The organism is Acidovorax sp. Root70, from assembly GCF_001428225.1.
GTDB lineage: Bacteria > Pseudomonadota > Gammaproteobacteria > Burkholderiales > Burkholderiaceae_C > Acidovorax.
This window is the reverse complement of the sequence record NZ_LMHQ01000027.1, coordinates 101214-113935: the sequence shown is the minus strand read 5'-3', so window position 1 is coordinate 113935 and position 12722 is coordinate 101214. Positions and strand designations below refer to the sequence as shown.

Annotated in this window: 13 protein-coding genes; 7 read left to right on the top strand and 6 right to left on the bottom strand. The window is 67.5% G+C overall.

Features of this window, described 5'->3' with window-relative positions:
* Positions 1-54 precede the first annotated feature (54 nt).
* The 4 genes from ASD94_RS13770 (at position 55) to ASD94_RS13755 (ending at position 4768) form a co-directional block, all read left to right on the top strand.
* Positions 55-1275 carry an MFS transporter gene (locus tag ASD94_RS13770; RefSeq protein ID WP_056643843.1) on the top strand — a complete coding sequence of 407 codons (1221 nt, stop codon included), beginning with the start codon at positions 55-57 and terminating at the stop codon, positions 1273-1275.
* Between the two features lie 26 nt (positions 1276-1301).
* Complete coding sequence (locus tag ASD94_RS13765) at positions 1302-2774, top strand: RNB domain-containing ribonuclease (RefSeq protein WP_056643841.1); 1473 nt, start codon at positions 1302-1304, stop codon at positions 2772-2774.
* Positions 2775-3059: 285 nt separating this feature from the next.
* Positions 3060-4139 (top strand): pirin family protein, encoded by a 1080-nt coding sequence (locus tag ASD94_RS13760; protein WP_056643839.1) that lies wholly within the window; start codon positions 3060-3062, stop codon positions 4137-4139.
* Positions 4140-4291: 152 nt separating this feature from the next.
* Positions 4292-4768, top strand: coding sequence for a peptidylprolyl isomerase (locus ASD94_RS13755; RefSeq protein WP_056643837.1), 477 nt, complete (start codon positions 4292-4294; stop codon positions 4766-4768).
* 136 nt (positions 4769-4904) lie between these two features.
* On the opposite strand, the gene ASD94_RS13750 is transcribed toward ASD94_RS13755, so the two are convergent.
* Together ASD94_RS13750 and ASD94_RS13745 are read right to left on the bottom strand one after the other, a co-directional pair.
* The gene (locus ASD94_RS13750; protein ID WP_056643835.1) at positions 4905-5234 is read right to left on the bottom strand and encodes a hypothetical protein; all 330 of its coding nucleotides are present in this window, start codon (positions 5232-5234) and stop codon (positions 4905-4907) included.
* 85 nt (positions 5235-5319) lie between these two features.
* Complete coding sequence (locus tag ASD94_RS13745; protein WP_056644136.1) at positions 5320-6258, bottom strand: LysR family transcriptional regulator; 939 nt, start codon at positions 6256-6258, stop codon at positions 5320-5322.
* A 117-nt stretch (positions 6259-6375) separates the two neighbouring features.
* On the opposite strand from ASD94_RS13745, the gene ASD94_RS13740 reads away from it, so the two are divergent.
* Together ASD94_RS13740 and ASD94_RS13735 are read left to right on the top strand one after the other, a co-directional pair.
* Positions 6376-7017, top strand: coding sequence for a glutathione S-transferase family protein (locus ASD94_RS13740; RefSeq protein ID WP_056643833.1), 642 nt, complete (start codon positions 6376-6378; stop codon positions 7015-7017).
* A complete protein-coding gene (locus ASD94_RS13735; protein WP_056643831.1) occupies positions 7014-8015 on the top strand; it encodes a pyridoxamine 5'-phosphate oxidase family protein in 1002 nt (333 codons plus the stop codon). Before ASD94_RS13740 ends, ASD94_RS13735 begins: the two co-directional genes overlap by 4 nt.
* On the opposite strand, the gene ASD94_RS13730 is transcribed toward ASD94_RS13735, so the two are convergent.
* The 4 genes from ASD94_RS13730 to ASD94_RS13715 all read right to left on the bottom strand — a co-directional run bounded on the left by ASD94_RS13730 (position 7909) and on the right by ASD94_RS13715 (position 11698).
* Positions 7909-8895, bottom strand: a complete 987-nt coding sequence (locus ASD94_RS13730; RefSeq protein WP_056643829.1) for a TIGR03915 family putative DNA repair protein — start codon at positions 8893-8895, stop codon at positions 7909-7911. The two genes, ASD94_RS13735 and ASD94_RS13730, sit on opposite strands and share 107 nt — an antisense overlap.
* Positions 8896-8918: 23 nt before the next feature.
* Positions 8919-10202, bottom strand: coding sequence for a putative DNA modification/repair radical SAM protein (locus ASD94_RS13725; RefSeq protein WP_056643827.1), 1284 nt, complete (start codon positions 10200-10202; stop codon positions 8919-8921).
* 136 nt (positions 10203-10338) lie between these two features.
* Entirely contained in the window at positions 10339-11184 is an 846-nt protein-coding gene (locus ASD94_RS13720) for a class III extradiol dioxygenase family protein (RefSeq protein WP_056643825.1), read from the bottom strand.
* Between the two features lie 163 nt (positions 11185-11347).
* Complete coding sequence (locus tag ASD94_RS13715; protein WP_056643824.1) at positions 11348-11698, bottom strand: protocatechuate 4,5-dioxygenase subunit alpha; 351 nt, start codon at positions 11696-11698, stop codon at positions 11348-11350.
* A 58-nt stretch (positions 11699-11756) separates the two neighbouring features.
* On the opposite strand from ASD94_RS13715, the gene ASD94_RS13710 reads away from it, so the two are divergent.
* Positions 11757-12698, top strand: a complete 942-nt coding sequence (locus ASD94_RS13710; protein WP_199226395.1) for a LysR family transcriptional regulator — start codon at positions 11757-11759, stop codon at positions 12696-12698.
* Positions 12699-12722 lie beyond the last annotated feature (24 nt).

Sequence of the window (12722 nt, the reverse complement as noted above, 5' to 3'; positions counted from 1 at the left end):
ACGCGGGCGGCGTGTGCCCCACAATCAGGCCGTACCGGACCCAGAAAGCACGCCATGAGCTTGACCCCTGACGACATCCCTGCATCACCGGCCAGCGCGGATGTCCCCGGTTCCAGGCTCCACCCGGATGTGCTCAAGCTCGGGCTGGTGAGTTTTCTCACGGACCTGAGCTCCGAGATGATCTTCTCGGTGTTTGCGGTGTTCTTCACCACCGTGGCCGGCGCATCCGCCGCGCTGCTGGGGCTGATCGAGGGGCTGGCGGATTTTTCGGCGTCGTCCCTCAACTACCTGGCGGGGTGGCTGTCCGACCGCAGCGGCCGGCGCAAAGGGTTTGCCACCGCGGGCTACGCATTCTCGACACTGGCCAAGCTGATCCTGCTGGTGTCATCGTCCATCGTGGGGCTCTCGGTCTTTCGCGTGATTGAGCGGCTGGGCAAGGGCTTTCGGGGCCCGCCGCGCGATGCCTGGCTGTCATCCATCGCCGCCAAGGAGTCGCGGGGCTATGCCTTTGGCGTGCACAAGGCGCTGGACAAATCGGGTGCCGTGCTGGGTCCGCTGGTGGCTTATGGGCTGCTCAAGTGGCTGGGCGAATCGGCCAGCACCTACAGCACGCTCTTCCTGGTGGCCTTTGTGCCGGCCGTGGCCAGCGTGATGGTGCTCTCGCGCATTCCAGACCAGCGCGCTGCGCCCCATGCGCGCGAGAGTGTTCGCGAGAACTGGCAACAGCTCAGCCCGGGGTTCAAGCGGTTCCTGCTGCCGGCCGGGGTATTTGCGCTGGCGTATTTCAGCCTTGGCTTTCTCATGGTCAAGGCGCACGACGTGGGGTTCGGGCTGACCGAGGTCGTGCTGCTGTACGCACTGTTCAATGCCACCTGTGTGGTGGCTGCACCGCTGGTAGGCCGACTTGGCGACCACGTCGGGCGCAGCCGCATCGTGGTGCTGGGTTATGCGTTGTATGCGGCCCTCAATGTGTGGCTGGTGCTGGCGGGCAGTCGCCCCGAGATGGTGGGCATTTTTTGCCTTTATGGTGTGTTCTATGCCATTGAGGAGTCGCAGAGCAAGGCCTTCATCGCCGACCTGGAGCCCGAGCGCCGCGCCACCGCCGTGGGCGTCTACAACTTTGTGACGGGCGGCCTGTACCTGCCCGCGTCCCTGGTGGCGGGTGCCCTGTGGGCGGTTGCACCAAGGCTGGCTTTCGGGTTGGCCGCCCTGCTGTCCCTGGCCGCCATGGTGGTGTTTGCAGTGCTGCAGCCCGCCGCAGCCGGGCGGCGCTAGTGGCATCGCAGACGTACATTGGAGCCATGAACAAAGAACACTACTTTCACCGCAGCGATCTGGTGCGCATTGCCACCGATGCCATGAAGGAGCGCGGCCTGGAGCCCGAGTTTCCGCAGCGCGCCCTGCAGCAGCTGCAGACCATCGGCGCCGCCAGCCACGACGATGACCCGCGCATTCGCGACCTGACGGCGCTGCCCTGGTGTTCGATCGACAATGACGACTCGCTCGACCTGGACCAGCTCACTGCGTGTGGCCCGCTGAGCAATGGCGTCGTGAAGATTTTTGTGGCCGTGGCCGATGTGGACGCCCTGGTCAAGAAGAACTCCGCCATCGACCAGCACGCGCACACCAACACCACATCGGTCTACACCTCGGCGCGGGTGTTTGCGATGCTGCCCGAACAGCTTTCCACCGACCTCACCTCGCTGAACCCGGGCCAGGAGCGCCTGGCCATCGTGACGGAAATGGTGGTGGATGCCGAAGGCGCCGTCACCCATTCCACCGTGCACCGTGCGCGGGTGCGCAACCACGCCAAGCTCGCCTACGATGCAGTGGCCGCATGGATCGACGGCGAAGGCGACCTGCCCGCAGCCGCGCGCGCGGTGCCCGGCATGGACGAGCAGCTGCGCATCCAGGACACCGTGGCGCAGCGCATGCGCGCGCGGCGACGCCAGCAGGGCTCGCTGGACCTGGAGACCTTTCAGCCGCGCGCCGTGTTTGACGGGGACCGCGTGGTGGACATTCGCCAGCAGGTGCAGAACCGGGCGCGCCAGCTCATCGAAGAGTTCATGATCGCCACGAACACCTGCACCGCACAGTTTCTGGCGCAGCACGGCAGCCGTGCACTGCGGCGGGTGGTGCGGTCGCCCGAGCGCTGGCTGCGCATCGTCGAAGTGGCCAGCAAATACGGCGAGGCACTGCCCAAGCAACCCGACTCGCGCGCGCTGGAGGGCTTTCTGGCACGCCAGCGCCAGGCCGATCCGGTGCGGTTTCCGGACCTGTCGCTGGTCATCGTGAAGCTGATGGGGTCAGGCGAGTACGTGGTGGAGCACACGCGGGGCGAGCCCATCGGGCACTTCGGCCTGGCGGTGCGCGACTACACCCATTCCACCGCGCCCAACCGGCGTTACCCCGACCTGGTCAGCCTGCGCATGGTCAAGGCGCTGCTGGCGGGCGAGCGCCCGCCCTACGGGGTGTCCGAACTGGCCCTGCTGGCCGAGCACTGCACGCGCCAGGAAGACGCGGCGCAAAAGGTGGAACGCAGCGTGCGAAAGTCCGAGGCAGCGTTGTTCATGCAGGGGCTGATCGGCCAGAGGTTTGACGCCATCGTCACTGGCCGCAACGCCAACGCGACCTGGGTGCGCATCTTCTCGCCACCGGCCGAGGGGCTGCTGGTGTCCGGCGAGTTCAACCTTGACGTCGGGACCAAGATCCGCGTGAAGCTGGTCAGTACCAATGTGGAACGCGGGTTCATCGATTTCGAGCAAGCGCAGTGATGCGCGAGCGGGGATACCGGGGCCGCTCGGCCGCTCGGTCCCTGTCGCGATGAGCCTGGCGGACTGGTTTGCTATATTTGTTGTAGCAAAATTGGCAATGAATACCGGCGCAAGAGGCGGTTTTAATCAAAAATGGGGCGCGCCGCCCGCTGGCCGGACTCCCACCACCGTCCTGCCCAGCGCACCGCACTGTTCCACCCGCCGCACTTCTGAAAGCGGCCTCTGGCCTTATCTTTGGCAGGCGTGCTGCCCGATAGCCGGCGGCGCAAACCCAAGGAGCCTTTGATGTCGTCCTCCCCCACCGTGTCTTCGTCGGCCGCCAGCCTGCCCGTTGTGCAGGCCCAGGCGCTGGGTCCGCTGTGGCCCACGATGGACCCGTTCCTGTTCTGCGCCCACCATGACGACGCCTACCCCGCAGGCAACGGCGCGTTTGCGCCCGCCGTGTCGCTGGAGGGCCGCCAGATCGGCAGCGACTTCAGCCGCAAGGACGGCTGGAGCATGTACCACGGCGACACCGTGCCCGGCTTTCCGGGCCACCCGCACCGGGGCTTTGAAACCGTCACCCTGGTGCGCAAGGGCCTCATCGACCATTCCGACTCGCTGGGCGCCGCCGCGCGCTTTGGCGGGGGCGATGTGCAGTGGGTCACGGCGGGCAAGGGCATCGTGCATTCGGAGATGTTCCCGCTGCTCAACGCCACCGAGCCCAACCCGCTGGAGCTGTTCCAGATCTGGCTGAACCTGCCCGCGAAGAACAAGATGGTGGAGCCCCACTTCACCATGCTGTGGAACGAGCGCATTCCGCGCTTGGTGCACAACGACGACGCGGGCCGTGCCACCACGGTGACGGTGGTGGCGGGCGCCCTGCCCGGCGCGCCCGCGCCCCTGTCGCCGCCACCGGAGTCCTGGGCTTCGCAGCCCGAAGGCGATGTGGCCATCTGGACGCTGCGCATGGACCCCGGCGCGCAGTGGACGCTGCCCGCCGCACGCGGCCAGGGCACGCGCCGCATGCTGTACTTCTTTGTGGGCGACAGCCTGCGCGTGGGTCCGCAGGACGTGGGCCAGCACGCCGCGCTGGAGCTGGTGGCCGGCCAGGACTGGTTGCTGACCAACACCGGCGCCACGCCGCTGGAATGCCTGCTGCTGCAGGGCCAGCCCATCGCCGAGCCCGTGGCGCAGTACGGCCCGTTTGTGATGAACACGCAGGCCGAGATCATGCAGGCCATGAACGACTACCGCCGCACCCAGTTTGGCGGCTGGCCCTGGCCCGACCAGGACCCGGTGCACGGCACCGAGGCGCGGCGTTTTGCGCGCTACCCCGGCCAGACGGAGGAAGAGCGCCCGGCTGATGCCCCGGTGGGCGCATAGGGCTGCTCACCCAGCCCGGAACGGGGCGCACGGCATGCCACCGGGCGCCTCGTGGACAATCCGGGGTTTCGTTTTGACCCGCGCGGCGGCTGGCGGCCCAGCCCTATCCGTCTCGCGCTGATTCTTCACCGCGCAGAAAGTGCAAGACCCCTATGGCCACCACCATCACCAAAGACTCCGCCGTCACCATCATCTACAAGGTCACCACGCCCCAGGGCAAGCCGCTGGATGCGGGCCACCTGTCGTACCTGCACGGCGGCTACGAGAACATCTTCCCCAAGGTCGAGGCTGCACTCGACGGCCAGGCCGTGGGCTTCAGCACCACGCTGCAGCTGGCGGTGGAAGACGCCTTTGGCGCGCGCGATGAAAGCCTGGTGCGCACCATCCCCAAAAGCGAGTTCCCGCCCGGCGTGAAGGTCGGCGGTCAGCTGCAAGGCGTGGGCGACGACGGCCAGCCCGCCGTGTTCAACGTGGTCAAGATCAAGGGCCCCGAAGTGCACCTGGACGGCAACCACCCGCTGGCAGGCCAGGCGCTGACCTTCAGCTGCAAGGTGACCGAAGTGCGCGCCGCCAGCGCCGAAGAAATTGCGCACCGCCATGTGCACGGTGCGCACGGCCACCACCATTGATGGCTGCTCGCCAGCCTGAGGCTGGCGACGCATGCAGACCTTGGAAGTTCAGGTTGCTGCCCCGCGTGCAGCGGTGGATGCCCTGGCACAAAAAAGCCCGCATTGCGGGCTTTTTTGTGGGGTACAGCGTCGTGAATTACTTGGCTGCTTCAGGCTTGGCGGCGTCGGCTTTTTTCTCTGCCGCTGCCTTGGTCTTCTTGGCCTTCGCCTTCTTCTCTGCCTTCTTTTCGGCAGGGGCCGACGCGGGGGCAGCGGCGGGCATCACTGCGGGCTTGGCTTCGGCTTTGGCCGCCGGAGTGGCGGGCATTGCGGGAGTGGCTGGGGTGGCGGGCATGGCCGATGTGGCAGGGGTCGCAGGCGCCGCGGCCTTCGCGGGAGTTGCTGGCGTTGCGGGGGCCGCAGGGGCTTGGGCAAACGAGGCGGTCACAAAGAAACCAGCGAGCAGGGCAGCGAGGAGCTTGTTCATGAGAAATCCTTTCAGATCGGATAACCGCCCGACACAGCGTCGGACTTAGCTATGCAACGGCCCTCGCCGGCGGCGCGATGACAGGTTACGAAGTCATTGGCAACAAGGCGTTACCGCGCCCCAGGCCGCGCCCGTTCAGCACCGGCTCCTTGGTCAGGCGCTCGCGCGCCCATTCCACAAACGCGCGCACCTTGGCCGGGGCCCGCCGCCCTGCGGGGTACACGATGTGCACGGGCACGGGGGGCAGTTCGTGCTCGGCCAGCACGATGCGCAGCCGCCCCGCGCGCAGGCTCGCTGCGGCCTGGTAGGCCAGGCAACGGGTCAGGCCAATGCCCGCCTCTGCGGCGGCAATGTCCACCTCGTTGCTGTTGCTGATCCAGGTGAACTGCGGCTGGCCGGTGGCGCCATCGCGAAACTTCCAGGGCGCTGGCGTGCGTGCATCAAAGGCAAAGCCGATGGCGCGGTGGTTGCTCAGGTCTGCAGGGTGGCGTGGCCTGCCGTGTTGCGCCAGGTACGCGGGTGATGCCACCACCAGGCGGCGCAGCGCGCCCACCTGCACTGCAGTGAGGCCCGAGTCGGGCAGGGGCGCGATGCGGATGGCCACGTCCATGCCTTCATCGAGCAAATGCACCAGCCGGTTGACGAACAGCGTGCGCACTTGCACGCGCGGCTGGGCCTGCAAGAAGCCCTGCACGATGGGCGCCACATGCTGGATGCCGAACATTTGCGGGGCGGTGACGGACAGCAGGCCCTGGGCCTCGGCCTGTGCACCGCTGGCGGCCTGCTCGGCCTCGTGCAGGTCGTTCAGGATGGGGCGGCAGTCTTGCAAGAAGCGCTCGCCCGCCTCGGTCAGCCTCACCATGCGCGTGCTGCGCTGGAACAGCAGCACACCCAGCCGTGCCTCCAGCGCTGCGATGGCGCGCGTGACGGCCGTGGCCGAGCAGCCCAGCCGCCGGCCCGCCACGGCAAAGCCGCCCGCATCGGCCACGGTCACAAAACAGCGCAGGGTGTCGAGATAGTCCATGCGGCCCATTATTGCGCATGCCGCAATTATGAAAAGCGGTGATTGGTTATTCACATCGCAGATTGCAATAGATATCGTCGAGCCATCTTTTCACTCACCCACCGACGAGGATTCACCATGTTCCCCACCACCCCGCTCCAGCTGTACCGCATGCCCATCTCGGGCCATTGCCATCGCGTGGAGCTGATGCTGTCCCTGCTCGGGCTGCCCTATGAACTGATCGACGTGAACCTGCTGCGCGGCGAACACCAGCGCGCGGAGTTTCTGGCGCTCAACCCGCTGGGCCAGGTGCCCGTGCTGGTGGACGCGGGCCAGGTGCTGAGCGACAGCAATGGCATCCTGGTGTACCTGGTGCTGCGCTACGCCCCCGGCAGTGCCTGGCTGCCGCAAGACGCCGTGGGGCAGGCGCAGCTGCAGCGCTGGTTCAGCCTGGCGGCGGGCTTTCTGGCGCCGGGCATCGGTGGGCCGCGTTTTGCGACGCTGACGGGCCGTGCCATGAACGAGGTCGCGCAGGCCACCGGCAAGCGCCTGCTGGCCTTCATGGAGGACGAACTGCAGGGGCGGGCCTGGTTGCTCGGGGGCGCAGCGCCCAGCCTGGCGGATGTGGCCATGGTCAGCTACACCTCGCAGGCGTATCTGGCGGGGCTGCCGCTGGAGGCCTACCCGCGCATTGCGGCCTGGGTGGCGCGCATGCAGGCGTTGCCGGGCTATCCGTCGCTGGCCGACCAGCTGCCCACGGCCGAGCAGGTGGCGGCATGACAGCCACCGAACCCGCTGCATCGGTTGCGGTGCCGGTGCCGCCCGAGGCATTCCACCCTGGCGAGCAGGCCCTGCAGGCGCGCGTGGGTGTGCGCGAGCGCATGGCGGCCGTGGGTGCCATGGTGCTGCGCGACCACATGCCCGACCAGCACCGCGAGCTGTTTGAAAAGCTGCCCACCTTGCTGCTGGGGGCGCTGGATGACCAAGGCCAGCCGTGGGCCACCATGCTTGCCGGCCCGCCCGGTTTTGTGCACACCCCCGATGCGCTGCGCATGCAGATCGCGACCGCGCCGGACTCCAAGGACCCGGTGCTTGCACACCTGGCGCCCGGCGCTGCTGTGGGCGTGCTGGGGCTGGAGCCGCACACCCGGCGACGCAACCGCATGAACGGGCGGGTGACGGCGTTTGGCGACGATGGCCTGGGCGTGCAGGTGGTGCAGAGCTTTGGCAACTGCCCCAAATACATCCAGGCTCGCGAGCCCGGCCTGCGCGCAGCGCTGGTTGCCCCGGGCCCGACGCAGTGGCTGGGCGCCGAGCTGGACGAAGCCGCCATCGCGCGTGTGCAGCGTGCCGACACGCTGTTCATTGCCAGTGCCTCGGCGCCGCGCCCCGGTGCCGGGCACAGTGAAGGCGTGGACGTGTCGCACCGGGGTGGCGAGCCGGGCTTTGTGCAGGTGGCGCATACACCGGGTGGTGTGGTGCTGAGCTTGCCGGACTACCCGGGCAATCAGTTCTTCAACACCCTGGGCAACCTCGCATTGCACCCGCTGGCAGGCTTGCTGGTGGTGGACTATGAAGAGGGCGGCTTGCTGCACATTGCAGCGCAGGCCGAGGTGCTGTGGGAGCGTGCAGCGCGTGCTACCTGGCCTGGCGCACAACGCGTTTTGCGCCTCACGGTGCTGCGCGCCCTGTGGCGGCCGCAGGTGTTGCCGTGGCGCTGGACGTCGCCGGTATCGGCCCCTCAGTTCCGGGTGATGCGCGAGGCGGCGCTGGGATGAGTGGCGCCCCTGCGGCGGGCTGCGAACGCGGCGATGGCGCTGCGATGCGCCTGCGCGGCACGGTGGCCTTGGCCTCCACCATCTTCGCGCTGCGCTCGTGCGCTGTCTGCGCCAGTTCGGTGATGAGCGCGGCCTCGGGCAGGTTGTGCCAGTAGCGCGTGGGCATTTCCTTTTTCATCATGGTGAGCTTGAGCCGCGCGGGGTTGAAGATGTGGCGGTAGTAGGTGAGCCACAGCGCCTCGCCCGCGTCGGGTGGAGGCGCGTCGCTGCGCTGCGCGCCGGGGCCGGTGTGCAGCTGCTGGCCGTCCCAGCGCACGCTGGCGTCGGGCGTGAGGATGGCCCAGCGCATCTGCGTGAACCGGCGGATGAAGAAGCCCGCGTTGGCCACGGTGATGTAGTGGTCGGGCTCGAACCAGGCCATGTGCAGGGTGTTGCCATCGGGCTCCACCACAGGCCGAAAGCGAACGAAGGCGTGCATCTTGTGCATGTCGCGCTGCACGGCGCGGACCATGTGGTGGGCCAACATGCGGTCGGCGTCCAGCGGGTCTTGTCGCGCGGCGTCGGCTTCCGCGCCGCCTTGCGCCATGCGCCACAGCAGGCGGTACATCAGCGCAAAGCGGGCCGGATCGCGATGCAGGATGAGCTGCTCGCACAGGCGCACAAAGTCGGGCGGTACGCGCAGCGTGGGCGCATCGGTGGCTGGCGGCGGCAGGGCGTATGGGCTGTGAGGTTCAGGTGCAAACAGGTCTTCAGCCGCATCGGCCCCGCAGCGCCAGTCCACCGCCTGCGGGGGCACGTTGGCTTGCACCAGGGAGCGAGCGGCGGCGCGGAACCCCTGCCAGTCGGTGGGGTGGTCCAGCGTGAGGGTGTGGCGCTGCATTCGTGCCTAACGGAACTGTGCGCTCAAAACAGGCTGCGCTGCAGCGGCGGCGGCGCCAGCTGTGCAGCCAGGTCAGCAGCCTCCAGCGCACGGCCGGGGCGGTAGTCGGCCGCCTCCACAAACGGCAGCACCTTCTTGAGCGGCACATGCAGCCGCGCCAGGTCGGCGTGCCGCAGGCGGCGCACGCGGCGGGCGGCCAGCAGGCGGTCTACCGTCTGCACGCCAAAGCCGGGTACGCGCAGCAGCAGTTCGCGCGGGGCGGTGTTGAGGTTGACCGGAAAACGCTCGCGGTGCGCCAGCGCCCAGGCCAGCTTGGGGTCCACATCCAGCGCCAGCATGCCGACCTGATTGCCTTGGCTGGGCGGCACGATCTCGTCGTGCGTAAAGCCATAAAAGCGCATCAGCCAGTCGGCCTGGTACAGCCGGTGCTCGCGCACGGTGGGCGGTGCGGCCAGCGGCAGGGCGCGCGCGGCATCGGGAATGGGGCTGAAGGCCGAGTAGTACACGCGCCGCAGCCGGTGCACGCCGTACAGGCGCGCGCTGGTGGCGAGGATGGTGCGGTCGTCCGTGGCGTCGGCGCCCACAATCATCTGCGTGCTTTGCCCGCCGGGCGCAAACAGCGGCGCACTGGCCCGGCGCGTGGTGCGCGACTGCGGCATCGACACGATGGCCTGCGCGGCTTGCTCCTTGCGGGCCGCGCGCGATTCGCCAATGTGCACCGCCATGCGGGCCATGGACCGGTCGATGGCGGCGCTGTTTTTCTCGGGCGCCAGGGCCGTGAGGCTCTCGGCCGTGGGCAGCTCGATGTTGATGGAGAGGCGGTCGGCATACCGGCCGGCGCGCTGCATCAGCTCGGGCGATGCGTCGGGAATGGTCTTCAAGTGGATGTAGCCGCGAAAGTCGTGCTCCTCGCGCAGCACGCGGGCCACCTCCACCACCTGCTCCATGGTGTAGTCGGGGCTCTGGATGATGCCGCCGGAGAGGAACAGCCCCTCGATGCAATTGCGGCGGTAGAAGTCCAGCGTGAGCTGCACCACCTCATCGACCGTGAAGCGCGCCCGGGGCACGTTGCTCGTCACGCGGTTCACGCAGTACAGACAGTCGTACTGGCAGAAGTTGGTGAGCAGAATCTTGAGCAGCGAGATGCAGCGCCCGTCTGGCGCGTAGCTGTGGCAGATGCCCATGCCCTCGGTCGAGCCCATGCCGCGCCCGCCCACCGAATCGCGCGGCGCAGCGCCGCTCGATGCACACGAGGCGTCGTACTTGGCCGCATCGGCCAGGATGGCGAGTTTGGACTGTAAATTCACTGGATGAATTTACAGTGAATTCAATGCCTGATGCCAGCCTGGGGAGAATGCGCAGGGGTTGTGTGATCCTGAATTGATAGCTGCTAGCGCTTGATGGATAAGCGCTAGCAGCCAAAAATGCTTGAAATCAACGCGGTCAGACCGTTTCCAGCGCCATCACCGCCGTGGCCGTGTTCGAAATGGGGATGTGGTAGTTGCTGTGCACTCGCCGCACCCCCGCGCGGGCGGTGGCGAGGGCCCCGCGCATGGCCAGCCACATCAGCAGTTCCACGCCCTGGGTGCCGGTCTTTTCCACCAGCTCGTGCACGCTGAACTGCGTGGCCCACTCGGGGTTGGTGGTGAGGCTCTCGATGAACTGCAGGTCAAATGCCTTGTTGATGAAGCCCGCGCGTTCGCCGTCGAGCTGGTGGCTGAGGCCGCCCGAGGCCATCACCGCCACCTTCTTGTCGCTGTCCCAACTCTGGATCGCCTGGCCCACGGCCTTGCCCAGTGCGTAGCAGCGCTTGGCCGAGGGCAGCGGAAACTGCACGGTGTTGATGCACACCGGCACCACCGCCACGGGGCACTCGCCCTCGGGCCAGAAGAGCTTGAGCGGCAGTGTGCAGGCGTGGTCCACCAGCATCTCCTGGCAGGTGGTCACGTCAAACTCCTGGTCGATCAGCGTGTTGATGAGGTGCCAGGACAGGTCCACCTCGCCCTGCAGCGGCGCCAGGGTGGGGATGCCCCAGCCTTCGTCGGCGTTGTGGTACTGCGCCGCCGCGCCCACGGCAAAGGTGGGCATCTTGTCGAGGAAGAAGTTCAGGCCGTGGTCGTTGTAGAACATCACGACCACGTCGGGCTTCTTCTCGCCCAGCCACTGGCGGATGGGCGGAAAGCCGTCGAAGAAGGGCTTCCAGTACGGATCGCTTTGCAGGCCCTTGTGGATGGCGTTGCCAATGGCCGGGATGTGCGAGGTGCCGAGGCCGCCGATGAGTTGTGCCATGGGATGTCTCCAGATGCAGTGTTTGAGAGGACGGGGTTGCCGCCCCCCAACCGTTCGGGCTGAGCCTGTCGAAGCCCGGGCGCGTCGTTGGTGCGGCGCTTCGACAGGCTCAGCGTGAACGGGTGGGGGTGGGGAAGGGGGAAAAGGCGCAGCGCCGCGCGGATCAGTCCCGGCCCGCCGCCACCAGCTTGGCCTTGAATTCGTCTTTGGTCATGCCCGTCTGCTGTGCGCCGATATCCTGCATGTCCAGCTTGAAGATGCCCGCGAACTTGGCCAGGTAATAGGCGTTGCCGCCCGCGGCAATCAGCTGCAGCACGTTCTTGGCGCGGATGGCGGCGGCCTGCTGTTCGTTCAGGCCGTACTTGCGCATGTACGCCTCTTCGTCGGCCAGAAAGGCCTTGCGGTTGGCCTCGTCGTTGAACGAAAAGCACATCTTGTTCAGCGCATAGCCCTTGCGGGCCTGGTCGCCATCGAACGGCGTGGTGCCGGGGATCGGGGGCAGTGGGGAAGGCATGGAAGTCTCCGGGGCTTGATGTAAGTCAGAGCGCAGTGTCGGCGCGCCATTGCCAAAGATGAAGCCTGAAAACATCATCGAATGCATGAGCAATTTCGATGGATCGCAGCTGGACGGCCACCTGCTGAAACTGCTGCTGGCCGTGCTGGAAACCGGCAGCATCACGGCAGCGGCCGAACGCCTGGGCGTCACCCAGTCGGCCGTGAGCCACCTGCTGGACAAGCTGCGCGCCATCACGGGCGACCCGCTGTTCGTGAAGCGCGGGCGCGGCATCGTGCCTACCGCCCGCGCCGAGGCGCTGGCCCAGCCTGCGCGGGACATGCTGCACCAGATGCAGCGGTTTGCCCGAGGGGCCGAGTTCGACCCGATGCATTGGCATGCCGAGCTGACCATTGCAGCCAACGACTTTCAGCGTGATTTGCTGCTGCCCGCGCTGGCGTCCCGCCTGCGCAGTGCCGCACCGGGCGTCACGCTGCGCATCGTGCCCAGCGGCGCGCCCAGCGCCGAGCTGCTGCGCTCCGACGCGTGCCAGCTCGTCATCAGCCCCCGCCCGCCCGATGGCACCGACATCGTGCAAAAGCGCCTTTTCGAAGACCAGTACCGCGTGTTCTACGACGCCAGCGTGCGCAGCGCGCCCGCCACCGAAGCCGACTACCTGGCGGCCGACCATGCCACCGTGGCTTATGAAGCCCACCGAGGGCTCGATCTGGACCGCCAGCTGCTGGCGCGCGGCGTGCGCCGACGCTTTGCCGTGCGCGTGCCGGGCTTTGCGGCGCTACCGGCGTTTGTGCGCGGCACGGCGCTGCTCACCACTGCGCCCTCGCTGCTGGCCCGCACGGCGCTGGCAGGCTTGGCCAGCGCACCCTTGCCGGTGGTGTGCCCGGCCATGCCGATGTATTTGATCTGGCATGCGCGCTACCAGCAAGATGCAGCGAACCGGTGGCTGCGTGGGGAGGTGGAAGCCGTGGTCAGGCCGGCGCTGGCCAGCGGGGGTACGTGAAGTCGTCGGGTGTCGCCTGGCACC